The organism is Microbacterium sp. SLBN-111 (genome assembly GCF_049739645.1).
Lineage (GTDB): Bacteria > Actinomycetota > Actinomycetes > Actinomycetales > Microbacteriaceae > Microbacterium.
In genome coordinates this window covers 2,112,803-2,139,358 of the sequence record NZ_JBMGQH010000001.1, presented here as the reverse complement: position 1 = coordinate 2,139,358, position 26,556 = coordinate 2,112,803, and the positions used below count along the sequence as shown (strand labels likewise).

Below are 26,556 nucleotides of genomic sequence, written 5' to 3'. Positions count from 1 at the left end.
ACCGGGCCTTCGCCGGGCCCTCAGCCGTCCGATCCGGCTCCGGCGCCGACCAGGCGCGCGAAGGCGCTGAGGCGCGCCACGCCCTCGGGGGTGCGCGGGAGGTCGTCGAGGAGCGACGGCGAGTACAGGACGTAGGCGGCCTGCATCGCCCGCGAGATCGCGACGTTGATGCGGTTGCGCAGCAGCAGGAACTCCAACCCGCGCGGCGCCTCCCGACCGGACGACGCCGCGAGCGTGAGGATCGCCACGACCGCCTCCTTACCCTGGAACCGGTCGACCGTGCCCACCGGCACGTCGGCGTATCCCGCGGCGGCGAGCGCCTCCTCCACGGCGACCTGCTGCGCGTTGTACGGCGTGATCACGATGATGTCGTCGGCGCGCAGCGGACGCGGCGGGTGGATGACGGCGTCGTCGCCGGCCGCCCCGTCGGCTCCGACCCACTCCCGGCCGACGAGATCGGCTACCAGGGCGACCACGGCCGCGGCTTCCTCGGGCGAGGCCGTCGCGTTGCCGCGGTGGCGGACCGCGACGGGGTGCAGGCCGGGCTCGACGCCCGCGAGCGTCCGCAACGCCGTCGAGGGGTGGGCGGCGAGGCGCCCCTCGTACGACAGCCGCGACACCGGCCCGGCGACCGCCGGGTGCATGCGGCGCGTGCGGGCGAGGAAGTACCCGAACTCCGCGGGGACGACCTCGGCCCCGTCGATCACCCACCCGAGCGCCGACGTGTCGACGGGCTCGGGGTGCGTGCCCTGGCTCACCTGCGGCAGCTGCTGCGGGTCACCGAGGAGAAGCAGCCGCGTGGACGCGAGCGAGACGGCGATCGTGGATGCCAGCGAGAACTGCCCCGCCTCGTCGATGACGAGCAGGTCGAGGCTCCCCCGCGGGATACGGCCCTCATGGCTGAAATCCCACGCCGTCCCCCCGACCACGAATCCGTGCGCGGCGTTTTCGGCGGCGAAGGCGGGGACGCCGTTCTTCGGCAGAACCGTGAAGGAGTGTTCCGCACCCGGGTCTTTCGGGGCCTTGCCGACGCGCGCGGCGGGGACGCCGGCGGCGATGACCTGGTCGAGCATGTGCTCGACCGTGGCGTGCGACTGCGCCACGACCCCGACGCGGTAGCCGCGCTCGGCGACGAGTCGCGCGATGACGTGGGAGCCTACGTAGGTCTTGCCGGTCCCCGGCGGGCCCTGGACGGCGAGGTAGCTGTGGTCGAGGTCGGCGACGCTGCGGGCGATCGCGGTGACCTCGTCGTCCCCCGGTCTGCCGTCGACCGCGGTCACGGGGGCGAGCGCGCCGGACCGCGTTCGCGGCGGCCGCCGACGGAGGATGTCGGCCGCCGGTCCTTCGGGGAGCGTCGGGACCGCGGCGAGCACGGCATCCGCCCAGGCGTCGATGGCCTTCTGCTGGTTGTCAACACGAGGCGGGGCAGGCGGCGTCAGCGCGATGGGGAGGTAGTCCCAGGTGACGCCATCCACGGCCGTCTCCTCAATGATCGCGCCGTCGTCGAGAACCTCACGCACGGTGGCATTCCGCGCCGCATGAATCCATCGCGGACGGGTAGGAAGGGGAAATGTCACCGGTAGGTCATAAACGGCGAACGACTGCGTGTCGGTCCCCAGTCGGCTCCCGGGTGCGAACTCTCCGTGAAGCTCGATGAGACGACGTTCGAGCCCTCGCCCGGACTCCGGGAAGTGCCAGTCGCTGACGACACGCGAGCGATCCGGGTCGACAATCAAGACATCTCGGTTGTCTTCCCAGATCGACGTAGGCTCGCGCAACCTCAGATAGTGGGTAGCCCAGAACGACTTGGACTCCCGCGGGTAGTAGTCGATCGCGGCGGCGGCGAGGCGCAGGGCCGTCGCGTCGGGCTCGGCGGCATCGGCCGCCCACCGCTGCAGCGCGGTCGCGCGCGGCGACGGCTCGTACGCCTGCTCGTCGGGTTCGGCGCCGCGCGCGGGCATGGCCCCGCCCTCGCGCGCGCGCTCGACGAGCCAGTCGCGCAGGCGGCGGGTGGAGACGCAGTCGTAGCGGTTGTAGTCGGCCAGGTCGTCGAGCACCCGCTGCGCGGCCTCGACCTCGCCGTCGGCGGCGAGCGCCCGCGCCTCGACGTACTTCACGATGGAGTCGTCGCCGCGCTGCACGTCGCTCGTGCGCACCTCGTCGCCCATGTAGAGCGGCTCGAGCTTCTTGATGGAGTACGACCGCGAGCCCACGCGCAGTGCGCGGCGCACCACGGGGTACAGGTCGACGAAGACGCCGTCGCGCAGCAGGCGGTCGACATCGCCCTCGCGCACGCCGTAGCGCGCCGCCATCGTGAGCAGGTGCGTGGGCTCGTACGGCGCGTAGTGGTAGATGTGCATGTCGGGGAACTGCTCGCGACGCACCGCCACCATGTCGAGGAAGCGCTCCAGCGCCGTGCGTTCCTCATCGAACGTGTGCGCCCAGAGCGCTCCGTAGCGTTCGCGCGTATCCACCCAGCCGAACAGGTAGTCGATGCCCCACTGTTCGCGATCGCCCTCGGTGTAGAGCGGGTCGCCCTCGAAGTCGAAGAACAGGTCGCCGTGGTCGGGGCGGGGCAGGACGCCCAGCGCTTTCGGGGCGACGACCTCGAAGGTCGGCACGACGTGCTCGCCGGCGCCGCCGTCGCCCGCGGGGCTCTCCAGCTGCAGCCGCGCCTGCGTGCGGAGGGACACGAACGTGTCGACGCTCATGCCCTGCGGTGCCGCGGGCGCGTCCGCCAGCGCGTCGATCGTGTGGATGCCACCGGCCCGCAGCCGATCGCGCTGAACGGGGCGCATCCCGGCGACCAGCAGCAGGTCGCGGTGCGCGACCACCTCGATCTCGCACGTCGCGCACCGGCCGCACGCGACGACCGCGAGATCGCCGCGGGGATCGCCCCACGGTACGACGGGACCGGCCGCGCCGAGCTCGACGCGGCGATCGGCGATGAGGGCGCGGAGGCGCGCGCGGCGCAACTCGAACACCGGCAGGAGGTCGTCGACGCGGTGGGTGCTCGTGCCGCCGTCGCCGAGCAGCAGCTGCACCTCGTCGGAGCGCGTGACGCCGAGACGGTCGAGCTGGTCGACGTATGCCGCGAGCTGCAAGAGGGCGGTGACGCGGGCGCGGCGCGCGAGCTTGGTGTCCTGCACGATCCACGGCCGCGGGCCGCCGTCGCTCGCGTCGGGCTCCCGCACGAGGAAGTCGGCGAAACCGACGAACTCGCCGGTCGCGAAGGCCGCCTGGTAGACGACCTCGGCGGTCGGGTCGGCGAGCGCCGCGTCGGTGAGGCGCACGGCCTCGGCGAGCGCCGCGGCGTCGGAGGATCGGGCGGCGGGGATCTCGCGGACGGCCGCACCGAAGTCGCGACGGTAGTCGTCGAGCACGCGCAGCTCGTGCGCGGTGCCGAGGGCTGCGGCGCGTTCGAGCGTGGCATCCTCGGGGTCGGGCACGGCCTCGATGCGGCCGATCTTGGCGTCGATCGCCCGGAGCCAGGCGAACTCGCACTCGGCTGCCGCTTTGAGGTCGCTGGCGCTCCAGACGATCCGGGCTTCTTGCTCGATGTACCGCATGATGGTCAACGCTAATCGGGGCCGCCGACATCGCCGGTCGCACTGTCCACACCCCCTCCCCGCGCACGCACCGCCGCGGTGTCCGCGCCACCTGACAGACTGGAGCGGTGATCACCGAGCTGCCGTTCGAGAACGTCTACCGGCACGGCTTCGCGCGCGTGGCGGCGTGCACGATCCCCGTGGCCGTCGCCGACCCCGCCACCAACGCCGAAGCGGTGCTCGCCTCGGCGCGCGAGTGCGACGCCGAGGGGGTCGCGATCGCGGTCTTCCCCGAGCTCTGCCTGTCGGGGTACGCGATCGACGATCTCGTCATGCAGGATCCCCTGCTGGATGCCGTGGAGGTCGCCGTCGCGCGGGTGGTCGCGGCATCCGTCGATCTCCTGCCCGTCCTGCTCGTCGGGGCGCCCCTGCGCCACGGCAACCGCCTCTACAACTGCGCCGTCGTCGTGCACCGCGGGCGCATCCTGGGGGTCGCGCCGAAGTCGTACCTGCCGACGTACCGCGAGTTCTACGAGCAGCGCTGGTACGCCCGCGGTGACGACACCGCCGGCCAGCACATCACCGTCGCCGGTGAGACCGTGCCCTTCGGCACCGACCTGCTGTTCGACGCCGTGGACGTCCCCGGGCTGACGCTGCACGCCGAGGTGTGCGAGGACGTGTGGGTGCCGATCCCGCCGTCCTCCCCCGCCGCGCTCGCCGGTGCCACGGTGCTCGCCAACCTCTCCGGCAGCCCCATCACGATCGGACGCGCCGACGACCGCAGCCTGCTGTGCCAGTCGCAGTCCCTCCGGTGTCTCGCGGCCTACGTCTACGCCGCCGCGGGTCAGGGCGAGTCGACCAACGACGTGTCGTGGGACGGCCAGACGATGATCTACGAGGGCGGACAGCTCCTCGCCACGACCGAGCGGTTCCCCGACGGCCCGCGGCGCAGCGTCGCCGACGTCGACCTCGACCGCCTGCGCCAGGATCGCCTGCGCCAGGGCACGTTCGAGGACAACCGCCGCACGGCCGGGACCCCGTTCCGCACCGTGACGTTCGAACTCGCGCCCCCGGCCGCCGACCTCGGACTCCGGCGCGCGCTCGACCGCTTCCCTTTCGTCCCCGACGACCCCGCGCGTCTGGCGCAGGACTGCTACGAGGCGTTCAACATCCAGGTGTCCGGGCTCGTGCAGCGGCTCGAGGCGATCGGCCGCCCGCGCCCCGTCCTCGGCGTGAGCGGCGGGCTCGACTCGACCCACGCCCTGCTCGTGATCGCCCGCGCGATGGACCGCATGGGCCGCCCGCGCAGCGACATCCTGACGTACACGCTCCCCGGTTTCGCCACGAGCGAGAAGACGAAGCGCAACGCGATCGCCCTCGCCGAAGCGGTCGGCGCGACGATCGAGGAGATCGACATCCGCCCCGCGGCATCCGAGATGCTCTCCAGGATGGGCCACCCGTTCGCCGCGGGCGAGCCGGTGCACGACGTCACGTTCGAGAACGTCCAGGCGGGTCTGCGCACCGACTACCTCTTCCGCCTCGCGAACCAGAACGGCGGCATCGTCATCGGGACGGGCGATCTGTCGGAGATCGCGCTGGGCTGGTCGACCTACGGCGTGGGCGACCAGATGAGCCACTACTCCGTGAACCCGGGCGTGCCCAAGACGCTGATCCAGCACGTCATCCGGTGGGTGATCTCGGCCGGAGAGCTCAGCGCCGCGACGGTCGAGGTGCTCCAGGCCGTGCTCGACACCGAGATCAGCCCCGAGCTGGTGCCGGCCGGACAGGACGGCAAGATGCAGTCGACCGAAGACCGCATCGGCCCGTACAACCTGCACGACTTCACGCTGCATCACGTGCTGCGCTTCGGCTTCCGGCCGTCGAAGATCGCGTTCCTCGCCGCCAAGGCGTGGGAGGACCCGGATGCCGGAACCTGGCCCGCAGGCTATCCCGAGGGCGCGCGGCCGTCGTACGACCTCGTCACGGTCGCGCGGTGGATGGAGGTCTTCCTGCAGCGGTTCTTCGGGTTCGCGCAGTTCAAGCGCACCGCCATCCCGAACGGACCCAAGGTCTCCCCCGCGGGCTCGCTGTCACCGCGCGGCGACTGGCGCGCACCGTCGGACGGGAACGCCCGCGCGTGGCTCGCGGAACTCCACGCCGCGATTCCCGAGGCGTTCGCGAAGGACTGAGGCGCGCGCCTCACCAGCCCATCGAGCCGGGGATTCCTTTGAACGGCCCGGCGAGATCGTCGGTGACCCACCCGCCGTAGAACCCGCCGGGCTGCGGCCGCACGGTCTCCCCCGCGACGATGCACCGGTCCATCGGTGCGGCGTACACCGCGACGCGGTCCGCGAGCACCTCGTAGCCGGGCATCGGACTCGGATAGTTCCACGCGGCACGCTCGGCGACGACCCCGCCACCCCCGTGCACGTCGAAGTACCGCGCACCGCCCTTGAACTCGCAGAACGACGCGCCCTGACCGAGCGTCAGCGCCTCCCCGAAAGCGGCGATCGGAAGATAGTAGACGGGCGGGTGGCTCGTCTCGAGCACGCGCACGACATCGTCGGTGTCGACGATCCGGATGCCACCGAAGTCGATCTGCACGCGCTTCGGAACCCGCTCCACCCGGGGTGGCCGCGGATACTCCCACACGGATTCCTGGTCGGGTCGGACGGGGTCGGGAACGGGACGCGCCATGGATCCACGGTACGCCGCGCCGGCGTCGCGAGGGTCGGCCGTGATCGAAGCGTGGCTCGGACGGTCACAGCGGTTCGATAACCTAGGGCCAGGAGGGGCACGAGTGAGCGGCAAACACGGCACCGGAATCAGTCGGCGGTACCGCGTCTACCAGGTGGGCGGGATCGTTGTCGGCGTGCTGTTCCTCGGGCTCGGCATCGCCGCGCTCCTCGCGGGCGGCGGCCCCGTGATCGCCGCCATCGCCGGAATCGGAGGCCTCGCCGTGATCATCGTGTCGATCGTGATGATGGTGCGCTCGTGAGCGTCCCCGACGACAACGGGCAGGACGACAAGCCCCGCAAGTACCCGCGCGGGCAGGTCGTGATCTGGATCGCGGTGTCCGCGGTCGGCCTGTGGCTGCTCGGCAGCGGACTCATCGGCATCCTGTCGGGCGGCTCGGGCAACTGACGGCGCGGCGGGAATTCCCCGCGGATGGGGTCGTTGTCTCGAAGGCACCCATTCCCGAACGGAAGGCCATCATGACGCGCATCGGTCGCAGCGACCTCGACATCCGTCCCCTCTCCCTCGGAGGCAACGTCTTCGGCTGGACGGCCGACCGAGACACCTCCTTCGCCGTGCTGGACGCCTTCCACGCCGGTGGCGGCGACTTCATCGACACCGCGGACGGCTACAGCCACTGGGCGCCCGGCAACTCGGGCGGCGAGAGCGAGACCCTCATCGGTGAGTGGCTCGCGAGCCGGAAGCCCGAGAACGTCGTCGTGGCCACGAAGGTCAGCACGCACCCCGACTTCCGCGGTCTCTCCGCGAAGAACGTCCGCGCCGCCGCGGAGGCCTCCCTGAAGCGCCTCGGCGTCGACGCGATCGACCTGTACTACGCGCACTTCGACGACCCCGAGACCCCTCTGGAGGAGACGGTCGGCGCGTTCGCCGAGCTCGTGTCCGACGGGCTCGTGCGGTACGTCGCCGTGTCGAACTACACCGCCGAGCGCATCCGCGAGTGGATCTCCCTCGCCGAGGCCGCCGGCGCCGACCTGCCCGTCGCCGTCCAGCCGCACTACAACCTCGTGCACCGCACCGCGGTCGAGAGCGAGATCGTCCCCGTCGCCGAGGAGTTCGGCCTCTCGCTGGTCCCGTACTACGCGCTGGCCAGTGGCTTCCTGACGGGCAAGTACCGGACGACAGATGCCGCGGGCGATTCGCCCCGCGCCGGCGGGGCCGCGAAGCTCGCGACGCCCGCGGGTCTCGCCGTGATCGACGCGCTCGAGGAGATCGGGAACGCGCACGGCGCCTCGATCGCGACCACGGCACTCGCGTGGCTGCGCGCTCGCCCGACGGTCGTCGCTCCCATCGCGAGCGCGTCGCGTCCCGAGCAGGTGGCGGACCTCGTGGCGAGCATGTCGCTCGAGCTCTCGGGCGACGAGATCGCTCGCCTCGACGAGGTGTCGGCGGCCGCGCAGGACTGACTCTGCGACGGGGGCGGATGCCACTCCGCCCCCGTCGCGGCACATCCTCAGCGATCTGCGCCGTGTCAGCGGCATCCCGAGATTTCGGCTGACGTTGCGCGGATCGCGGAGAATGCGCGACCCGACCGCGGGGTCGCGCGTCGTCGCGCGGCCCCGCGGTCGGTCAGAATGGGGAGGTGAAGCTCCTCGTCGCCGCCCACGCGTCCGAATTCGTCGCCTTCGAACCCGACATCCCCGGTTTCGACACGCTGCTGACCGGCGTCGGCAAGATTCCCGCCGCGTACGCCCTGACGCGCGCGCTGTGCGAGGGCGCGTACGACGAGATCGTGGTCGTCGGCACCGCGGGCGCCATCGACCCCGACCTCGAAGGCGGCATCTACGACATCTCCGCGACGATCCAGCACGACGTGAAGGGCCTCGACGGCACCTTCGGTGAGCACGTCTGGCTGCCCGCGCGGGTCGACATCGCTCCCGAAGGCGTCGTGATCGCCACCGGCGATCACTTCGTCGACGACGCCGACGCCGTCGCCCTCATCCGCGGACTCGACGCGCGCATGGTCGACATGGAGTCCTACGCGCTCGCGTGGGTCGCGCAGCAGTTCGACGTGCCGATCCGCATCCTGCGCGCCGTCTCGGACCGTGCCCAGGACGGCGCGACCGAGCTGTGGGACGACGTCGTCGAGCGCTGCAGCCACGAGCTCCGCGCGAAGATCCGCGAGCTGTACGGGGTCTAACGGCTCCCGTGCTGCTTACGGCGTCTGCGAACCTCGGCGCGCACGACCGGCGAGGTCGACGACGCCGACGATGAGGGCGAGCCCCAGGAACACCCCGACGGCGATCAGGCCGCTGGCGTACGCGTCGTGGAACACCACGAGCGTGTCGCGGCCGTCCTGCTCGCGGTACACCGTCGCGTAGAACAGCGCGAGGGCGATCGCCGTCCCCACGGCCGTGCCGATCCGCTGCCCCAGCTGTCCTACCGAACCGGCGACCCCGCCGCTCGAAACCGGGATGTCGGCCAGCGTGAGCGTCTGATTTGGCGAAATGACGAGGCCGCCCGCGAGGCCGCCGAAGATCATGACGCCCGCCATCGCCCACGGCGTCCACTCGGACGGGGTCGTCAGCGCCACGACGGCCAGAGCGCCCGCGGTGACGACCATCCCGAGGATGCCGACGACCACGAGGGGACGCCCGAACCGGGTGACGAGGTTGCCTCCCACCCAGGAACTCCCCGCGGATGCCACGGCGAACCCGATCGTGACCATCCCGGCGAACACCGGCTCGAGCCCCAGCCCGCCCTGCAGGAACAGGGTGCCGAGCAGGAACATGGCCGGCACGGCCGAGAAGTATGCGGTCGAGATCAGGATGCCGTTGCGATATGAGCTGAGCGAGAAGATCGACAGCGGCATCAGTGGCATCCGTCCGCGATCGGCGTAGCGGCGTTCCCAGAAGATGAACGCCGCCGCGAAGACGACCGACACGACGAGCAGCCACCAGCGGCGCGGGTCGTCGTCGGGCGACCCGGTGGTGAAGAGGAACGGCCACATGAGCGCGACGATCGTGAGCCCGAAGAGGATCACGCCGATCGGGTCGAGATCGAGCGCGCGATGCGACTTCGTCCGGGTGCTGGGAAGCAGCCACGCCGCGAGCACGATCACGATCACCACGAGCGGGATGTTGATCCAGAAGATGAGCCGCCAGCCGTCGGTCGGGCCGCCGAGCGCGATGAGCAGTCCGCCGAGCGTCGGGCCGAGCGCCGTCGCGATGCCGATCGTCGCACCGAAGAGGCCGAACGCGCGCCCGCGTTCCTTGCCCTGGAACAGCTGCTGCACGAGTCCCAGCACCTGCGGCATCTGAATGCCGGCCGCGACGCCCTGCAGGAGGCGGGCGGTCAGCAGGACCGTGGTGTTGGGCGCGAGGGCGCACACGAGGCTCATCACCAGGAACAGCGACAGGCCGACGAGGAACAGCACGCGCCGCGACCGCAGGTCGCCGAGGCGACCCGCCGGAACGAGTACGAGACCGAAGGTGAGAACGTACCCCGAGACGACGAGCTGCAGCTCGGTCGGACCCGCGTGCAGCGCCGTCTCGATGGACGGCAGCGCGACGTTGACCTTCGTCAGGTCGAGGATCGTCAGCGCCGCGACGGAGACGGCGATCCAGTACGCCCGCCAACGGTGGCGGGGCGAGAGCTGGATGTCCTGTGTCGGTGGGTGGGGAGACGAAGGTTTCTCAGGCATCGTCCTTCACGCTACTCGCGCGCGAGGACGCGGGGGCGGGGTTGCGCCGGCGGGGTTGCGCCGACGCGGTCAGTCGTCGCCGCGCCGGGCGAAGACGGCTCGGAGGATCAGGAACACGATGACCGCGACGACCGCGACCACGACGAGCCGGAAGACGAACGCGATGAGCGAGAACAGGACGTTCACGAGGATCCAGGCGATGACGACGGCCGCGATGACTCCGAGGACGGTCCACAGCGTGCTCTTGCGCATGATCACAGCCTAGGCGAGCGCGCCCACCGCATCCTGGCGGATCACGCTCGGGCCGCGCGGCGTCGCGGTCACGCGCACCTGGGCCGGGAGCTGATCCTTCATCGACGCGACGTGGCTGATCACCCCGACGGTGCGACCGCCCTGACGCAGTTCGTCGAGGGTCCGCATCGCCAGATCCAACGTCTCGTCGTCGAGGGAGCCGAAGCCCTCGTCGATGAACAGGGTGTCGAGTCGGATGCCACCCGCCCGCGCCGTGACCACCTCGGCGAGCCCGAGCGCGAGTGCCAGGGAGGCGAGGAACGTCTCGCCGCCCGAGAGGGACTGCGGCGGGCGACACTGTCCGGTGAAGGCGTCCATGACCTCGAGCCCGAGTCCGCTCGCCGCACCGCGGGCGGCAAGGGCGTCTGTGTGCTGCAGGCGGTAGCGGCCCGCCGACATGTGGTCGAGGCGGAGGTTCGCGGCATCCACGATCTCCTCCAGCTCGGCGGCGAGCACGAAGGTCTCGAGCGTCATCCGGCGGGTGTTGGGGGCGCGCCCGGCCACCGTGTCGGCGAGGCGTGCGACGACCGCGTGTTCGTCCGACAGCCGAGCGACGGCGGAACTGCCCGCGTCGGCCCGCTCGGCGAGGTCGCGCACGTGTGTCGCCGCCGCCGTCGCCGCGGCATGCGCTGCGGCCGCCGACTCGACCGCGGCGCGCGCGTCGAGGACCGCGGCCGCCACGGGGGCGAGGTCGATCGGGTCGTCGGGCGCACCGACGAGGTGGAGCTCGAGATCGAGCAGGCGACGACGGGTGGCGGCCAGGCTCGCGTCGTGATCGGCGACGGCCGTCTCCAGGCGCCGGCGCTCCCCGGGCTCCCGCAGGGCCGCGCGCACCTCGGCCTCGTCGGAGAACGTGCTGGCGGCGAGCATCTCGTCGAACGCGGCGCGCGCCTCGACGACGGCACGGACGCGCGTTTCGTGCTCGGCCCGCGCGGCGATGACCGCCCGCACGGCATCGCGCCGCGCGCGCAGGTCGCGGCGACGGTCGTGGACCGTCGGGAACTCCGCGCGAGCCTCGGCCACCGCGGCGCGCAGCGTCTCGGCGCTCTGCGAACGCAGGGCGAGCTCCTGCCGGGCGTCGGCGAGCTCGTGGCGGAGTCGCTCGCTCTCCGCGGCATCCGTCGCCTCCCGTTCGAGGAGGGCGACGCGTTCCGCGGCGAGGCGTGCGTGCTCGGCCGCGTCGGCCTGGGCGCGGGCCGAGGCCTCGTCGATCCGGTCGCGACGCTCGCGCAGCTCGGCGACGGACTGGCCACCGGCCCGCGCTGCGGCCAGCGCGTGGGCGTCCCGCGTGATGCGCGCGGCGTCCGACGCGAGCCGGTCCTGCTCGTTCGCGGCGTCCTTGCGCTCCTCCGCCGCCGCGATCTCGGCGTCCGTGACGGGGTCGCCGGTACCGACCGCCGGGGCGGGGTGCTCCCTCGACCCGCACACGGCGCACGGCTCGCCGTCGACGAGGGCGTGGGCGAGTTCGCCGGCCGCACCCGCCAACCGGCGTCGCAACAGCGCGCTCCAGGCCTCGACCGCGCGCTGCAGGTCGTCGGCGCGGACGAGCGCCGCCAGGTCGGCGGTGTCGCGCTCCTCGGCGAGACGCTCGGCCTCGAGCGCCGCTTCGAGCCGACGGGCGACCTCCGCTTGCTCCGCGGTCGCGAGGTCGCGGCGCGCGGTCGCGTCGGCCAGGGCCGCGAGCCGTTCGTCCAGGGCGTCGCGCGCCGACGGAACCGCCGCGAGCCGGGCGGAGACCTCGTCCGCCTGGCGCGCAGCGCGGTCGACCGCCGCCTGCCGCGCGGTGACGTCGGTCTCGATCTCGGCGAGGTCGTCCTCGAGCGCGAGCGTTTCGTCCACCCGCGCGAGCAGCGCCGTGAGGTCGTCGTCGCGGGCGGTGAGGGCGACAGCGGAGTCGAGGCCCGTCTCGCCGACGCGCTCGGCGGCGGCCACCGCCGCGCGCCCCGCGGACTCCGCGGCGGGGAGCGCACGTTCGGCGCGGCCGACGGCGTCCAGGGACGCGCGGAGCTCCTCCGCGCGCGCGGCCGTGCCGAGCTCGGCGCGCGCGGCGTCGATTCGTTCGGTGTCGGCCTCGAGAGCCTCCAGCTGCGCGCGGGCGGCGCGGCGCTCGACCTGGCGTCCGTGCAGCGCGGTCGCCTCGCGCTCGGCCGCGAGAGCGGCATCCAGGGCGCTCTTCGCCGCCTCGCGCTCGTGGGCGGCCGCCTCGACCCGATACTCCATACGCTCGACGGCGCGGACCACGTTCGCGAGTCGTTCGTCGAGCGTCGGCGCGGGACCGTCGGTCGACGCGACCTCCGCGACGCCGACCGGCGCCCCATCCGTCCCGGCGACGGCATCGGACCCGCGCGCCGCGTCGAACGCCGCGATCATGCGCTCGGCTTCGTCGAGCAGCGTGGACACCTCGGTGCCCTCGGCCGCAAGGCGCTCGTGCGCGCGCTTGCGGCGATCGTCGAGGGCCGCGGCGTACTGCTCGTACGACCGCGTGCCGAAGAGCGTGCGCAGCAGCGCCTGGCGCTCGTCGTTCTTGGCGAGCAGGAAGCGCGCGAAGCGGTTCTGCGCGAGCAGGATCACCTGGAGGAACTGCTGCTGGGTGAGACCGAGGACCTCGTCGAGCCGCGCGGCCACGTCGACCGGTCGTGCGGCGACGCCCGTCCAACCCTCGGGTTCGAGCACTTCGAGGCTCGCGCGATGGGGTTCCTTCGTCGTGCCCGAGCCGTTGCGCTTGGGGCGCTCGTACTCGGGCGACCGCGTCACCCGCCACCGACGTCCCTCGGCGGTGAACTCGACCGTCACGTTCGTCGGGTCGTCGAGTCCGCAATGGTCGCTGCGCAGCCGCCGTTCGGCGCCGTCGTACCGCGGCACTCCCCCGTACAGGCCGTAGCAGACACCGTCGAGCACGCTCGACTTCCCCGCGCCCGTCCGCCCGGCGATGAGGAAGATCCCGTCGTCGGCGAACGCGTCGAAGTCGACCACCTGACGTTCCAGGAACGGGCCGAAGCCCTCGAGTTCGAGCCGGTGCAGCTTCACGACCGGGCCTCCGCCACGGTCCGGGCGTCGAGCACGTCGCGGATGAGGTCGCGCTCCGCCTCGGACGCCCCCTCGCCCTCACGGACGTGAGCGAGGAACGCGTCGATGATCTCGGTCTCGTCGCGCGCCGCCCGGACGCGGCGCGCGTAGCCGAGCCCGTCGTCCTTCCGAGACTCCGCGGGGTGATGCGCGACCGTGGCGCACCAGGGGAACCGCTCCTGCAGACGACGCATCGGGTCGATCTGCGGCGTGGCGTCGGTGTACTCCGCGCGCACCCAGTGATCGACGAACGCGTCGTACGCGGGGCCGCCGAGCAGCTCGTCGAAGGACGCACGCAGCGTGACGAGAGGGCGCGGCACCGGCAGGTCGAGCCACTCGACGGATGCCAGCCCCTCGGCATCCAGTTCGACGAGCCACGAGCCGCGCGGCTTGCCCGCCTCGCCGAAGCTGTAGTGCAGGGGCGCGCCGGCGTACCGCACGCGGTCGGAGAGCTGCTGACGCCCGTGGATGTGGCCGAGGGCGACGTAGTCGGGACCGTCGAAGGCGGGGAGCGGCACGTTGTCGAGGCCGCCCTGGCGGATCTCGCGTTCCACACCGGGAGTCGCCTCGACCCCCGCGGCGAAGCAGTGCGCCAGCGCGACCGAGCGCCCGCCGCGCGACGTGAGGTCGCGGCGCACGAGATCCATCGCGTGCCCCATCGTCTGGGCCTGGCTGCGGAGTTCGACACCCTCCCAGGAGTGCCGGACGATCGCCGGCTCGAGATACGGGATGCCGTAGAAGTGCACGGGTCCGTGTGCGTCGGCGATCGTCACCGGCGTCCCCACGGACAGCGGGTCGGTGAGGACGGTGATCTCTTCGCGCAGCAGCGCGGACTGGAAGCCCAGGCGTGCCGCCGAATCGTGGTTGCCGGACGTGACGACGACCCGCGCCCCGGCGTCGGCGAGAGCGACGAGCGTTCGCGTCAGCAGCGGATAGCACGCGGCGGAGGGGGCGGCGGAGTCGAAGACGTCACCCGCGACGAGGACGACGTCGACGTCGTTCTCGCGCACCTGCTCGACGAGCGCGTCAAGGACCTCGGCGAGGGCGTCGAGGGTCGAATGGCCGTGGAACGAGCGCCCGATGTGCCAGTCGGAGGTGTGCAGGATCCGCATGCACACACGGTACGTCGGGCCTCCGACATCGGTGCTCAGCCGGCGCGCGGGTCGCTCGCGCCGGCCGAGGTCGCCGAGGGCCGGACAGGCTCATCGACGGGGTCAGCCGCCGGAAACCTCCGCCGCGAGCGCGCGGATGCGGTCGTCGCCGAGATCGAGCCCGATGTCGGAGAAGCGCTGACGCAGGACGTCGGCGATACGTTCCTCGGAGGCGTCCCCCACGTCGGCGCGCGTCTGCACGACGACTCCGGCGATGCGTTCCTCGTCGGTCGTGGTGTGCGTGTCCATCGCGGGAGCGGACTGCTCGTCGGGGCGCGTGACCTTGCCGTCCTCGTGGACGGCGCCTCCGACGGAATCCGCGGGCGACGCGCCGCCTTCGGGGCCGTTCGCGGGTTCGGGGCTGTGCGTGTGGTCGGTCATGTTCACTCCTCCGTGCTCATGTCGGGATCGATGCCCTGGCTCGCGGCGTCCCCCTCGATGGGGTCGGACGGCTCGGCGTCGTTCAGGCGCGGGGAACCCTTCGCGTGGTCGTTCTGCTCCGCCGTCTCGGTGTCGGCGACGTCGCCGCTCTCCCAGCCGCCGGGCGGGTTCGCATCGATGACACCTTCGGGAAGGTCGTTGTCGTGGGTCATGCCATCCCCTTTCACCCGGTCCAGCCTGGTCGCCGGGCGCGCCGGATCGCCGGGGGTTGACGGCCCCGGGGCGCGCGGGTAGCGCGACGCGTCAGCTGCGGGCGTGGAGGAGGTGCGCGCGCTCGGGGTGGGCCTCGAACCACTCGCCCACGTACCAGCACACGGGCAGGATCTCGCGGTCGCCCGCCTGCTCGATGGCATCCACCGCGTGCTCCACCACGACGGCCGCGTAGCCGCGTCCGCGGAACGTCGGGATCGTGAAGGCACGGGTGAGGGCGATCGTGCGCCCGTCGTCGCGGTAGTCGAGAACGGACACCAGGTCGTCGCCGTCGTGCAGGGTGTAGCGCGAGGCGTCCCGGTCGTCGGCGAAGCGCAGGTCGGTCATGGCACCACGGTACGCCGCTGCAGCCCACCCGGCGCCGAGAGCGCAATGTGCTCGGTCCGGAACCGATATGTGACGAAAGATGAAGCAGGATGCCACATTCCTCAACGTCATCATTTGACGCCGAACGGCACGGTAGGTCATAATCAGCCGCATGACTGTCAACGCGCTTGCTCTGTCCGCCCGGGAGGCGAACGGGACTGCCGGCATGATGATGCCCGGCCGCGTTGTCATGTGTTGTCGAATGTGCCGCTAACAGCGACCCTCGCTCTGCCGACCTCGAGCTTCTGAACGCTCGCGTCGACACCCGGTCGTTCGCGGCACGCGTCGATCACGCGTACCCGGACACCGCGCTCTGGCCCTCGGCCACACACCTCCCGCAGAACCCCGCATCTGACGCCCGGGTTCACCACTGAAGGACACCTTCCTCATGTCGATCTCCGCCGTTCTCGACCGCCCCGCCCCCTCGACCACCGCCGCTGCCGCCGCCGTCCGCCCGCAGCCGGTCCGCCGCCCCGTCGCACAGCCCGCCGCCGCGGCCGCCGTTGCGACCCCCGCGGCCCCCGCCCGCCCCGCGCTTCCCGCCGGAACCGCGCCGCGCGGCTTCGCCCTCTACGTCGGCATCGACGAAGCCAAGGCCGCCGAAGCCGGCGTGAGCCTCGGCACGCTCGTCGAGGCCCTGCGTCGCACGCTGAGCGAACTCGCCCCGGCCGCCGAGACGTACGCGACCGTCGCCCTCGCTCCCGCCGGTGCCGGTGGCCGCGACGTCGACGTCGTACGCCTCGCTCTGCACGAGCCCTCCGCGGTCGCCCGCACGAAGGAGGAGCCGGCCGAAGAGGACCGCGCCCCCCGCGGCGTCGTCGTCGACATCTCGCGCAAGCGCGTGCTCATCGACGGCGAGTCGGCCGCCTTCACCTTCAAGGAGTTCGAGCTGCTGCAGTACCTCGTCCTCCGCGAGGGCCGCACCATCGAGCGCACCGAGCTCGTGTCGTCCCTGTGGGAGGGAACGACCGACGACGAGGCTCCCGGTGAGCGGACGATCGACGTGCACGTGCGCCGCCTGCGCGCGAAGCTCGGCATCTACGAGGACATCGTGCGCACGGTGCGCGGCGTCGGCTACCGCTTCGACCGCCACGCCGACGTCTCGATCCGCTACGGCCACGGCACGCCCTCGCCCGACCGCTTCTGATCATCGCGCCCCGTCCGGCCGCGATGTCGGTGGGGCGACGTAGGGTGTCGGCATGAGGTCGACCCGGGTACGTGCGCACCAGCGCGACCCGCGCCCGCCGGTCACCGACCCCCTCCGCACCGAGTACCGTCCCCGCACCCCGGTCGATCTCGATCGCACGATCACCGCGCAACGCCACGGCCGCAACGACCCCACCTTCGTGGCGACCGGAGCGCTGAGCGCCGGCGGCGTCGTCTGGCGCGCGAGTCGCACGCCGACGGGCGTCGCGACCCTGGCCCTCCGCTGCCGAGCGGACGGCACGGTCCTCGCCGCCGCGTGGGGCCCGGGCGCCGCGTGGGCACTCGACCAGTTGCCCGCGCTCTGCGGCGCGCACGACGACCCCGACGGCTTCGACGCGTCGCGGCATCCCTCCGTTGCCGAGTGGCACCGACGGCATCCCGACCTCCGGATCGGTCGCACCGACCTCGTGTTCGAGGCGCTCGTCAGCGCAATCATGGAGCAGAAGGTCACCGGGCTCCAGGCGTTCTCCGCGTGGCGCAGCATCGTGACCTGGTACGGCGAGCGCGCTCCCGGGCCGACGCCGCAGCCGATGTTCGCCCCGCCCGACATTGAGGGATGGCGACACGTGCCGTCGTGGGCGTGGCACCGCGCGGGTCTCGAGCCACCCCAGTCCCGCACGATCGTCGAGGCCGCGCGACGCGGCGCCTCCCTCGAGCGCGCTGCCGCCGAAGCCGCCGACGGCGAGGCGCGCGACCGCGTCTTCATCAGCCTGCGCGGCGTCGGCGTGTGGACGAGCGCCGAGACGCGCATCCGCGCGTTCGGAGATCCGGATGCCGTGAGCATCGGCGACTATCACCTCGCTCACCAGGTGGGCTATGCCCTCACCGGCCACCGCACCGACGACGACGGCATGCTCGAGCTGCTCGAGCCGTTCGCGGGGCACCGCCAGCGCGTCATTCGGCTGATCTACGCGGGAGCCGCGCTGGAGCCGCGGCGCGGCCCTCGGCTTCACCCCGAAGACCACCGCGATCGCTGACGAGATCCAGGCCACCCCTAGGCTGAAGCGCATGACGCAATCCGGAACCGGCTGGCCCCGCGGACGCACCTACTGGCTGTTGGGTTCGGTCGTCCTCTTCGCCGGGGGCGTGCTCTTCGGCCTGGTGTTCCAGAACGTCTGGCTCGGGGTGATCCTCGCCGCGGTGGTGTCCCTCGGGTGGCTCATCGCGTTCGAGTCGAGCCGCGGCCGCAACGTCGGAGTGAACGACCCCGACAACGGCGTCGAGCTCTGAATCAGGACGCCCACTCCGAGACGAACAGCGCGCAGGTCGTGTCGTAGTAGTCGTCGGTGAACCCGGCGGGCTGCATCCCGATCCGGGTGGCCACCGCCTGGGACGCGACGTTGTCGGGGTGGGTCACGGCCACGACACGGCGGATGCCGGTGTCGTGGGCCAGCGCGAGCACCGCCGCGGCGGACTCCGTCGCGTAGCCCCGACCCCCGGCATCCGGGTGGAAGTGCCAGCCGATCTCGATCTCCTCCGGCGCTCCCCTGCCCGCGCCCGCCGACCACGGGATCGGCTTCAGGAGGATCGCCCCGAGCCGCGTGCCGTCGAGGGTCGTGACCGCCCGGATGCCGAGCACCCCGTCGGCGCGCGCCGCCCAGCGCTCGAGCAGGTCGTCGACCTCGTCGGCATCCGTCATCGTCCGCCCGTCGCCGATGTACCGGCGCACCTCGGAACGGCGGTACAGATCGAACAGGAACGCGCGGTCGTCGGCGGAACGCGTCCACTCGCGCAGCACCAGGCGCTCGGTCGCGAGGTGCGTCCGCCGCATCGGGAGGTGCGGGATGCCGTCCTCGGCGAACGGCTCCCCCGCGACGACGAACCCGAACCGGCCGTACCAGCCCGCGAGCTGCGCCTGCGCGTCCAGGAGGATCGGGATGCCGGGCGCCTCGGCGTCGAGGACCTCGATCGCGGCGCGCATCAGGTCGCCCGCCAGCCCGCGTCCGCGCGCGGCCGCGGCCGTCGCGACGCGGCCGATCCGGTTGTTCCGCTCCTCGCGCAGGATGCGCAGGGTCGCGAGCACGGCGCCCGCGGTGTCCTCGGCCCACATCAGCTCGGCGCCGGGCTCGATGTCACGGCCGTCGATCTCGGGGTAGGCCGCCTCCTGCTCGACCACGAAGACGCTCACCCGCAGCCACAGCAGGCGGTACAGGGTGAGCGGGGTGATCTCTGCGACGGGCGCGCGGTGAAACGTGACGGCCATGCCTCGACGCTATCGCGCCGCCTCGCTAGCCTGGCCCCGAGCGCCGCTCGCTTCCCCCGACACCGCCGTCCCCGCACCGACACAGGAGAAACGATGTCCTTCCAGGCCTACCTCGACGCGGTCGAGAAGAAGACCGGACTCACCCCGCGCCAGCTCGTCGACCTCGCGCAGGACCGCGGGTTCGGCCCGGGCACGAAGGCGACCCCGATCCTGGAGTGGCTCAACGAGGACTACGACCTCGGGCGGGGCCACGGCATGGCGCTCGTGCACGTCATCACCAAGGGACCGCGGATCAGCGACACCCACGTCGGCTCGGGCGGGACGCACAGCGATCCGAGCGACACGCTGTGGCTCGATGGCGCAGCGACGAACCCGAACCGCTGACGGTCAGTCGTGGCCGAAGCGGCGTGACGCCGCGATCTGCTCGGCGACGCGACGCAGCGCGAGGATGAGCGGCTCGACGAGGGCCGTGCCCAGGACGACGTAGCGGAGGGCCGCCTCGGCGGAGTCCGTGGGGGTCGCGTCGAGTTCCGCGGCGGCGATCGCCCCGAGGTGTTCGACGTACGCGTCGAGCACCGACTCGGGGACCGTGAACCCCGCACGATCGAGAGCGTTCAGCGCTCGCGCGACCGCGGCGACCTGCGCGGGGAAGCAGTCCTCGGGGTCGCCCCCGAAGCGTCCCAGGAGCGCCCGGGCGGGTCCGAGGTCGAGCGCGTCGTCGTCGAGGCCCGGAGGATTGACGGCCGCACTGGCGGCGCCGAGCAGGTCGTACGGGTGCTCGGGTGGACTCTCGAGCACCGCGACGACATTGCGGACCCCGGCGATCCCCACCCCGGCATCCACGAGGGCGCGGATGACCCCTAACCGCCGGACGTGCTCCTCGCCGTACGTCGCCTGGGTCGCCGAGGTGCGCTCCCCCTCGGGCAGCACCCGCTCGCGCAGGTAGTACTTGATCGTCGCGACCGAGACGCCGCTGCGGGCGGAGAGTTCCGAGATCCGCATGGATTCCCCCTTGACTGGATACCTGCACTATCCAACACTAGATAGTGACACTATCGAGTGAGGACGGAGCCATGGCATCCATCAATCCGGGGCGGATGACGCACCGACACGACGGCGAACTCGTCGTCTTCCACATCGGCATGACCATCAACAAATGGTGGCGGCCCGACGCCTGGCTCCCCGTTTTCGGGGAGATGGGCCCGATGCTCCGCGAGTTGAGCATGGACCCCGAGTCCGGACTCCTGGGTTTCACGATGCTGGTCGGCGCGCGGGGCCCATACCTCGTGCAGTATTGGTCGTCGCTGGAAAAGCTGTACGCCTACGCGTCGGCGCCCACCCAGGCGCACAGGCCCGCGTGGACGCGCTTCAACCAGCGCGCGCGGAAGGCGGCCGGGGCCGTCGGCATCTGGCACGAGACGTACCTCGTCGACCGCGCCGAGTCGATCTTCGTCGCCACTCCGCCCATGGGGCTGCCGCGGGCAACCACGATCGTTCCCGTGGGCTCGCGGCACGATCGCGCGGCGGCGCGGGCGGCCGACGGGCGCACCACCGCGCGCCCGTCGGCCGACCAGGCTCAGTAACCGCTGCCGGGATTCAGGATGCCGAGCGGATCGAACACCCGCTTGATCTCGTCGTGCAGCCGCACCACGTCGTCGCCGAGCTCCCGTCGCGCCCACTCACGCTTGAGGCGGCCGACGCCGTGCTCGGCCGTCACGGTGCCCCCGAGCGACAGGGCCAGGGCGAAGATGTCGTCGGCGGCGCGGACGGCGGCCACGGGGAGTTCGCCGTCCCCGTGCTCGACCACGATGATCGGGTGCAGGTTGCCGTCACCGGCGTGGCCGAAGACGAAGATCGGAACCGCGTGCCGGTCGGCGATCGCCCGGATGCCGCTAATCGCCTCGGCGAGCCGGCTGCGGGGCACCGCGATGTCCTCGATCAGCGGGCGGCCGATCCGCTCGAGGGCGGGCAGGGCCTGACGTCGCGCGTTGAGCAGGTCGGCGGCGCGCTCGGCATCCTCGGTCCACTCGTGGTGCGCGGCGGTGGGGGCGATCGCCTCGATCACGACCGCCATCTCCTCCGCCGCGCCGAAACCGTCGGTCTGCGCGAGCAGTAACGCTTCACCCCGGGCGCGGAGGTCGGTGCCCTCCGCGGCGTCGATCGCGGCGAGCGTCGCCCCGTCGAGGATCTCCAGCACCGCGGGGCGCGCACCGCTCACGGCGATCGCGGCGACCGCGTGCGCGGCGTCCTCGAGCGAAGCGAAGAACGCCGAGGCCGTGGCCAGGCGTCGGGGCGCGGGGAGCAGCCGCACGCGCGCGGAGACGACGATGCCGAGCGTGCCCTCGGACCCCACCACGAGCCCCGCGAGGTCGTAGCCCGTGACGCCCTTGATGGTCGGGCGGCCGAGCCGCACGAGCGAACCGTCGGCGAGCACCACGTCGACGGAGAGCACCGCGTCGCGCGTCACGCCGTACTTCGCTCCGCGCAGGCCCCCCGCGTTCGTGGCGATGTTGCCGCCGATCGTGGAGATGCCGACACTGCCCGGGTCGGGCGCGTACAGCAGGCCGTGGTCTCGGGCCGCGGCATCCAGGTCGGCCGTGATGACCCCGGCTTCGACCTCCGCCGTGCCGTCCACCGGGTCGATCGCCCGGATGCGGTTCAGCCGCGACAGGTCGAGCACGATCGCACTCTCCCCCGCCACGGCTCCCCCGGCCAGGCCCGAGCCCGCACCGCGCGTGATGAGCGGGACGCCGGATGCCGCCGCCCGGCGCACCGTCTCCTGCACCTCCGCGACGTCGCGCGCCACGACGATCTCGGCGGGCTGCCCGACCGGGCGCAGTCCCGAACGGTCCAGGGCGCGGTCGATGTCGGTCGCGGGAACGCTCATGCGGACACCTTTCGTTCGGCGCGGAGGGCGGGGAGGACGTGCTCGGCGATCTCCTCGAGCACGCGCGTGCTCTCGGCGAGCGCGAACTCGGGCGGCAGGAACGCGATGAGGTCGTCCGCCTCGGCGACCGCCGGGTCGGCGAGCAGTGTATCGATGACCGCCGACGGATCGCCGTGGATGACGGGACTCATCGTGTACGCGCCGGGCGGAGCCGCCGTCGGGGCGACCGCACCCCGCGGCCGGGAGGCGGCGGGACCATTCGCGCGCCGATCAGCGTCGTACGCGGCGTAGCGGCGTGCCCGCTCGGGCGACGTGGTCGGCAGGATCGACCGGCTCACCGAGACTCGCGCGCGCTCGACGCTGGGGTGGAGGGCACGGAAGACCTCGATCGCCGCACGCTGCTCGGCCTCGTACTCGGCGATGTCGCCGGTGAGGATCGTGCTGAGCATGAGGTTGATCCCGCGCTGCCCGACCCGCTCGGCCGAGGCGACCGAGCCCGCGCCGTACCAGGTGCGCGCGAGCAGGTCGGTGCTCGCGCCGCGCACGGTGAGGGGATCGCCGTTGGGCGCCGTTCCGACGGCTTCGCCGCGCAGCGCTCGGAGGAAGGCATCCAGTCGGGTGAGGGACTGCTGACGTCCGTCGTTCGGCTCCTGTCCGAACGCGCGATCGAATCCCCCGAGCCCGGTTCCGAACCCGAGTTCCAACCGGCCACCGCTGAGGTGGTCGGCGGTGGAGGCGGCCTCGGCCAGCAGGATCGGGTCTTCGTACCGGATGCCGATGATGGCGGTGCCGAGTCCGATGCGGGCGGTGTGCTGGGCGACGACCGGCAGGAACACCAGCGGCGCCGCCAGGTAGTTGTCGAAGTGCCGCTGGTATACCCAGCCCCGATCGAAGCCGAGGTCCTCGGCCTCACGGAACAGCGTGATGCCGTCGCGGAGGCCCTCCGCCGTACGCCCCGACGCGAACGGGACGCGGGTGTGGAAGCCGATGTTCAGCTCGCGGGCGGACGTGCCCACGGACGGCACCGAGACCGTGGGGGCGCTCACGAGGCCACCCCCGTCCGGGTGGCGTGGGCGACCTCGGCCGGCAGGGGCACGCTCCCGGGACGGTCGCCGCGCGCGGCCAGGATGCCGAGCGCGCGCTGGAGCGCCTCGGCCAACGGCACCGTTCCCCCCGCCTGGCGGGCGAGCAGCACGAGGTCGCCGACGAGGTAGTCGCTCTCGACGCTCGTCCCGCGCTCGAGGCTCTGCCACGTCGACAGGCGTCCGGGCACGTGGCCGGGGACGTCGTCGATGGGGAGGAACCCCTGCTCGGCGGGGGCGACGGCCAGGTCGAGCCGCGCGAAGAGCGCCTCCGCTTCGCGCCGCAGCGCGTCGGTGGCGGCATCCCGCTCTTCCGCGTCAACGGCGAAGACCTCGACGACGTTGCGCAGGTTGCCGAGGAGCTTGCGCCGTTTCGTGGCGGCGATGTCGTCGACGAGGGATGCCGCGAAGCCCGCGCGGGCGAGATCCTCCCGCACGGCCTCGACGAGCGGGGCACCCTCGACCGTCGCCGCGCCCACGCGCGCGACCCCGATCGTCGGCCACGAGGGCGAGACGACCTCGCCCGGACGCAGGTGGCTCGCGGCGATCCCGACGGACACGCCGACGACGGCGGCCGACCGCCGGGCGGCGATCGCCTCCGCGGACAGTCCGTTCTGGAGCGTGACGACCGGGAGGTCTGCCACCGCTCCGCCGCCGCTCAGCGGCCTCCACGCGATCGCGGCCAACGCCTGCTCGGCATCCTGCGCCTTGACGGCGAGCACCACGGAGTCACCCTCGGCCGGCTCGGCCTCGTCGATCGACCCGACGACGTCGACCCGGACCGTCTCGTCACCTCGCGGGCGGCGGACGGTCACGCCCCGCTCGCGGATGACGTCGAGCGCGGCGCCCCGGGCGACGAGCACGGCCGGGAGCCCCGCCGCCTGCCACTGGGCAGACAGCAGGGCCCCGAGCGCACCCGCGCCGACGATCAGTCGGCGGCCGGTCACGCGACGTTCCGTCGCCCGAACACGATCTCGGGGTCGATGCCGCGGCGCGCGACCTCTTCGCGCACGAGCGGGATCACCAGGCGACCGGCATCCACCGCGTCGTTCAGGTCGCCGAGGGTCGGCAGCGACACGATGTCGGCGCCGAGTTCGACGTACCGGACGATGGCCTCCGCCACCGTCTCGGGCGAGCCGACGAGGAGCGACGACGCGCCACCGGATCCGGCGACCCCGCGCGGGGTCCAGAGGACGCCGCCGTCGTGCTCCTCGGCCTGCTCCGAGATCTCGCGCAGGCGCACGGAGCCGATGTTCGTCCGGTTGAGGTCCTGCACCTTCTCGTAGAACGGGCGGGCGGCCTCGAGGATGCCACGGGCCTTCTCGCGCGCGAGCGCGTCGGTGGCCGCGACCACGGGGCGGAACGTGACCCAGAACCGGAGGCGGTCGGTGCGCCCCGCGGCGCGGGCGTGCGCGTAGACGCGGTCGATCTGCTCGGCGGTCTGCGCCAGCGGCTCGCCCCACAGGGCGAAGATGTCGGCGTGCGCTCCGCCCGACGCGTAGGCGAACTCGCTCGAGCCGCCGAGCGACACCGGGAGGGCACCGCCGGAGAACGTCTGGTAGCCGGGGCCGAAGTCGTCGAAGCGGTAGAACTCGCCCTCGTGCGAGAACGGCGCCTTCTCCGTCCACACGCGCCGCAGCAGCTGGATGAACTCGGACGAACGGCGGTAACGCGCCTCCTTGTCGAGGTAGTCGCCCTGCCGCGCCTGCTCGTCGTCGCTGCCACCCGAGATGACGTGGATGAGCGCGCGACCGCCGGAGAGCTGGTCGAGGGTCGACAGCCCCTGTGCGGCCACCGTCGGGAACGCCGAGTTCGGGCGCACCGCGACGACGGTCTTCAGCTTCTGGGTCGCGGCGAGGACCGTGGCGGACAGGGCGTACTGGTCGGCGCTGGCCGAGGCGTACGGGATGAGCGTGTAGTCGAAGCCGTACGCCTCGATCGTGCGGGCGTAGTGGCGGAGCCAGTCCACGTCGATGGGCGTGGTGAAGGTGTTGCCGCCCGGAGCGACGGACCCCGGGGGGCGGCTGCCGACCATGTTGACGAATTCGACGGGCATGAGAGTTCCTTTCTCGCGGGAGCGAAGGGTTCAGACCGTGACGGGCACGGCGCGTCGGATGCCGCTCGGGTCGGGGACCGCGGCGACGAGAGAGCGGGTGTACGGGTGCTGCGGGTTCTCGAGCACCTCGGCCGCGGCGCCGTGCTCCACGACGCGGCCGTGACGGAGCACCGTGACGGTGTCGGCGATCTGCCGCACGAGCGCGAGATCGTGCGACACGAACAGGTAGGTGAGCCCCCGCTCGACCTGCAGTCGTGCCAGCACATCGAGGATCTCGGCCTGCACCGTGACGTCGAGCGCGCTCGTCGGCTCGTCGAGCACGAGCACGTCGGGTTCGAGGACGAGAGCGCGGGCGATCGCGACGCGCTGGCGCTGACCGCCCGAGAGCGCTGCGGCGCGGCGACCCCACAGGTGCTCGCGCAGGCCCACCGCGGTCAGCGCCGCACGGGCTGCCTCGCGTCGCTCGCGCCGGTCGACGACGCGGTACCGGTCGAGGGGCTCGCGGACGAGGGTCTCGACGTGCCACGACGGGTCGAGCGACGTGAACGGGTTCTGGTACACCAGCTGCAGGTGGCGCCGCACCGCGCGGAGGTCCGCGCGGGACCGCCCGTGCACCGACTCTCCCGCGACGCGGAGGTCACCGGCATCCGGGGTCTCGAGCCCCAGGAGGAGCCGCACGGTCGTCGTCTTGCCCGAGCCGGACTCGCCCACGAGCGCGTGCGTGCTGCCGGCCGCGACCTCGAACGAGACGTCGTCGACGGCGCGCAGCTCCTCCCCGCCGACGCGGAACGTCTTCACGACGTCCGACACCCGCACCGCGGGGCGGGCCGGATCGATGCGGCGCCCGGCGAGGACGGCGCGGTAGCGATCGGGCGACAGGGCGGGGACATCGGCACGCAGCGCGGCGGCGTACTCCGAGCGCGGGGCCGTGAAGACCTCGGCCACGGGCCCCGACTCCTGGATGACGCCGTCCCGCAGCACGACGAGATCGTCGGCGCGCTCGGCGGCGAGGGCCAGGTCGTGCGTGATGAGGAGCAGACCGATGCCGAGAGACGTCCGCAGCTCGGTGAGGAGATCGAGGATCCGCTTCTGGATCGTCACGTCGAGGGCGCTCGTGGGCTCGTCGGCGACCAGCAGCGCGGGTTGCGGCAGCACGGCGAGCCCGATGAGCACACGCTGGAGCATGCCGCCGGAGAGCTGATGCGGGTACGAACGGTACACCCGCTCGGGGTCGGCGAGACCCACGCGTGCGAACACGTCGAGGATGGCGGCCCGGCGGCGCGCGGCATCCCGTTCCCCGGTGAGGGCGGCGGCCTCGTGGGCCTGCGAGCCGATCGTGCGGACGGGGTTGAGGGCGGATGCCGGATCCTGGGGCACGAAGCCGAGCCGGCGCCCGCGCAGCGGACGGAACCGGGCGAGCGAGAGCGCGAGAACGTCGTCACCTTCGAGCAGCACGCGCCCCTCGGCGCGACCGGAGTCGCGCGGGAGCAGACGCAGCACGGCCTTCGCGATGGTCGACTTGCCGGAGCCGGACTCGCCGATGAGGGCGAGACTGCGGCCGCGCTGCAGGTCGAACGACACGTCGCTGACGACGCGACGCCCGCCGTACGACACCGACAGGTCGCGAACGGAGAGGAGGGGTTCGGTCACGG

General features: G+C 72.5%; 26 protein-coding genes. 10 read left to right on the top strand and 16 right to left on the bottom strand.

All coding sequences use genetic code 11. From position 1 onward, the window contains the following. Nucleotides 1–20 precede the first annotated feature (20 nt). Complete coding sequence (locus RKD05_RS09835; RefSeq protein WP_424709730.1) at nt 21–3,569, bottom strand: TM0106 family RecB-like putative nuclease; 3,549 nt, start codon at nt 3,567–3,569, stop codon at nt 21–23. Between the two features lie 107 nt (nt 3,570–3,676). Here RKD05_RS09835 and RKD05_RS09830 point away from each other — a divergent pair, with 107 nt between their 5' ends. Beyond that, the gene (locus tag RKD05_RS09830) at nt 3,677–5,737 is read left to right on the top strand and encodes an NAD(+) synthase (protein WP_424709728.1); all 2,061 of its coding nucleotides are present in this window, start codon (nt 3,677–3,679) and stop codon (nt 5,735–5,737) included. A 10-nt stretch (nt 5,738–5,747) separates the two neighbouring features. On the opposite strand, the gene RKD05_RS09825 is transcribed toward RKD05_RS09830, so the two are convergent. After that, nucleotides 5,748–6,245, bottom strand: coding sequence for a DUF427 domain-containing protein (locus RKD05_RS09825; protein WP_424709727.1), 498 nt, complete (start codon nt 6,243–6,245; stop codon nt 5,748–5,750). 103 nt (nt 6,246–6,348) lie between these two features. Here RKD05_RS09825 and RKD05_RS09820 point away from each other — a divergent pair, with 103 nt between their 5' ends. The 4 genes from RKD05_RS09820 (at nt 6,349) to RKD05_RS09805 (ending at nt 8,442) form a co-directional block, all read left to right on the top strand. After that, on the top strand, nt 6,349–6,546 hold the full coding sequence (locus RKD05_RS09820) for a hypothetical protein (protein ID WP_424709725.1): 198 nt from the start codon (nt 6,349–6,351) through the stop codon (nt 6,544–6,546). Next, a complete protein-coding gene (locus RKD05_RS09815) occupies nt 6,543–6,692 on the top strand; it encodes a hypothetical protein (protein WP_022880341.1) in 150 nt (49 codons plus the stop codon). The genes RKD05_RS09820 and RKD05_RS09815 overlap by 4 nt, the downstream gene beginning before the upstream one ends. 71 nt (nt 6,693–6,763) lie before the next feature. After that, the gene (locus tag RKD05_RS09810) at nt 6,764–7,708 is read left to right on the top strand and encodes an aldo/keto reductase (protein ID WP_424709724.1); all 945 of its coding nucleotides are present in this window, start codon (nt 6,764–6,766) and stop codon (nt 7,706–7,708) included. A 176-nt stretch (nt 7,709–7,884) separates the two neighbouring features. Then, complete coding sequence (locus RKD05_RS09805; protein WP_424709722.1) at nt 7,885–8,442, top strand: nucleoside phosphorylase; 558 nt, start codon at nt 7,885–7,887, stop codon at nt 8,440–8,442. A 15-nt stretch (nt 8,443–8,457) separates the two neighbouring features. Here RKD05_RS09805 and RKD05_RS09800 read toward each other — a convergent pair whose 3' ends face one another. The 7 genes from RKD05_RS09800 to RKD05_RS09770 form a co-directional block, all read right to left on the bottom strand. Next, on the bottom strand, nt 8,458–9,945 hold the full coding sequence (locus RKD05_RS09800; RefSeq protein ID WP_424709720.1) for an MFS transporter: 1,488 nt from the start codon (nt 9,943–9,945) through the stop codon (nt 8,458–8,460). A 69-nt stretch (nt 9,946–10,014) separates the two neighbouring features. Further along, nucleotides 10,015–10,197: a hypothetical protein gene (locus RKD05_RS09795; protein WP_424709718.1), complete on the bottom strand. Its 183-nt coding sequence runs from the start codon at nt 10,195–10,197 to the stop codon at nt 10,015–10,017. A gap of 9 nt (nt 10,198–10,206) precedes the next feature. Continuing rightward, nucleotides 10,207–13,263, bottom strand: coding sequence for an AAA family ATPase (locus RKD05_RS09790; protein ID WP_424709716.1), 3,057 nt, complete (start codon nt 13,261–13,263; stop codon nt 10,207–10,209). After that, nucleotides 13,260–14,414, bottom strand: a complete 1,155-nt coding sequence (locus RKD05_RS09785) for an exonuclease SbcCD subunit D (protein ID WP_424709715.1) — start codon at nt 14,412–14,414, stop codon at nt 13,260–13,262. Before RKD05_RS09785 ends, RKD05_RS09790 begins: the two co-directional genes overlap by 4 nt. A gap of 102 nt (nt 14,415–14,516) precedes the next feature. Next, nucleotides 14,517–14,834, bottom strand: coding sequence for a hypothetical protein (locus RKD05_RS09780; RefSeq protein WP_424709713.1), 318 nt, complete (start codon nt 14,832–14,834; stop codon nt 14,517–14,519). Between the two features lie 2 nt (nt 14,835–14,836). Further along, complete coding sequence (locus RKD05_RS09775) at nt 14,837–15,046, bottom strand: hypothetical protein (RefSeq protein WP_022879687.1); 210 nt, start codon at nt 15,044–15,046, stop codon at nt 14,837–14,839. Nucleotides 15,047–15,137: 91 nt separating this feature from the next. Further along, on the bottom strand, nt 15,138–15,431 hold the full coding sequence (locus RKD05_RS09770; protein ID WP_424709712.1) for a GNAT family N-acetyltransferase: 294 nt from the start codon (nt 15,429–15,431) through the stop codon (nt 15,138–15,140). Nucleotides 15,432–15,858: 427 nt separating this feature from the next. On the opposite strand from RKD05_RS09770, the gene RKD05_RS09765 reads away from it, so the two are divergent. The 3 genes from RKD05_RS09765 to RKD05_RS09755 are packed head-to-tail and all read left to right on the top strand — an operon-like array spanning nt 15,859 to nt 17,906. Beyond that, a complete protein-coding gene (locus tag RKD05_RS09765; RefSeq protein ID WP_424709710.1) occupies nt 15,859–16,617 on the top strand; it encodes a winged helix-turn-helix domain-containing protein in 759 nt (252 codons plus the stop codon). A 52-nt stretch (nt 16,618–16,669) separates the two neighbouring features. Then, nucleotides 16,670–17,653: a DNA-3-methyladenine glycosylase family protein gene (locus RKD05_RS09760; RefSeq protein ID WP_424709708.1), complete on the top strand. Its 984-nt coding sequence runs from the start codon at nt 16,670–16,672 to the stop codon at nt 17,651–17,653. A gap of 31 nt (nt 17,654–17,684) precedes the next feature. Then, nucleotides 17,685–17,906: a hypothetical protein gene (locus tag RKD05_RS09755; RefSeq protein ID WP_022879690.1), complete on the top strand. Its 222-nt coding sequence runs from the start codon at nt 17,685–17,687 to the stop codon at nt 17,904–17,906. 1 nt (nt 17,907) lies between these two features. Here RKD05_RS09755 and RKD05_RS09750 read toward each other — a convergent pair whose 3' ends face one another. Next, a complete protein-coding gene (locus tag RKD05_RS09750; RefSeq protein ID WP_424709707.1) occupies nt 17,908–18,879 on the bottom strand; it encodes a GNAT family N-acetyltransferase in 972 nt (323 codons plus the stop codon). A 93-nt stretch (nt 18,880–18,972) separates the two neighbouring features. On the opposite strand from RKD05_RS09750, the gene RKD05_RS09745 reads away from it, so the two are divergent. Beyond that, nucleotides 18,973–19,263: a DUF4287 domain-containing protein gene (locus RKD05_RS09745; protein WP_424709705.1), complete on the top strand. Its 291-nt coding sequence runs from the start codon at nt 18,973–18,975 to the stop codon at nt 19,261–19,263. Nucleotides 19,264–19,266: 3 nt separating this feature from the next. Here the strand turns inward: RKD05_RS09745 and RKD05_RS09740 are convergent, their stop codons facing one another. Further along, the gene (locus tag RKD05_RS09740) at nt 19,267–19,881 is read right to left on the bottom strand and encodes a MerR family transcriptional regulator (RefSeq protein ID WP_424709704.1); all 615 of its coding nucleotides are present in this window, start codon (nt 19,879–19,881) and stop codon (nt 19,267–19,269) included. Nucleotides 19,882–19,952: 71 nt separating this feature from the next. Here RKD05_RS09740 and RKD05_RS09735 point away from each other — a divergent pair, with 71 nt between their 5' ends. Continuing rightward, on the top strand, nt 19,953–20,462 hold the full coding sequence (locus RKD05_RS09735; protein ID WP_424709703.1) for a DUF4188 domain-containing protein: 510 nt from the start codon (nt 19,953–19,955) through the stop codon (nt 20,460–20,462). Here the strand turns inward: RKD05_RS09735 and RKD05_RS09730 are convergent. The 5 genes from RKD05_RS09730 to RKD05_RS09710 are packed head-to-tail and all read right to left on the bottom strand — an operon-like array spanning nt 20,456 to nt 26,554. Continuing rightward, entirely contained in the window at nt 20,456–21,766 is a 1,311-nt protein-coding gene (locus tag RKD05_RS09730) for an FAD-binding oxidoreductase (RefSeq protein ID WP_424709702.1), read from the bottom strand. The genes RKD05_RS09735 and RKD05_RS09730 overlap by 7 nt on opposite strands. Beyond that, entirely contained in the window at nt 21,763–22,812 is a 1,050-nt protein-coding gene (locus tag RKD05_RS09725) for an LLM class flavin-dependent oxidoreductase (protein ID WP_424709701.1), read from the bottom strand. Before RKD05_RS09725 ends, RKD05_RS09730 begins: the two co-directional genes overlap by 4 nt. Next, a complete protein-coding gene (locus RKD05_RS09720) occupies nt 22,809–23,795 on the bottom strand; it encodes a ketopantoate reductase family protein (protein ID WP_424709699.1) in 987 nt (328 codons plus the stop codon). The genes RKD05_RS09725 and RKD05_RS09720 overlap by 4 nt, the downstream gene beginning before the upstream one ends. Next, nucleotides 23,792–24,904 (bottom strand): LLM class flavin-dependent oxidoreductase, encoded by a 1,113-nt coding sequence (locus RKD05_RS09715; RefSeq protein ID WP_424709697.1) that lies wholly within the window; start codon nt 24,902–24,904, stop codon nt 23,792–23,794. Before RKD05_RS09715 ends, RKD05_RS09720 begins: the two co-directional genes overlap by 4 nt. 30 nt (nt 24,905–24,934) lie before the next feature. After that, on the bottom strand, nt 24,935–26,554 hold the full coding sequence (locus tag RKD05_RS09710) for a dipeptide ABC transporter ATP-binding protein (protein WP_424709695.1): 1,620 nt from the start codon (nt 26,552–26,554) through the stop codon (nt 24,935–24,937). Nucleotides 26,555–26,556: the final 2 nt, after the last annotated feature.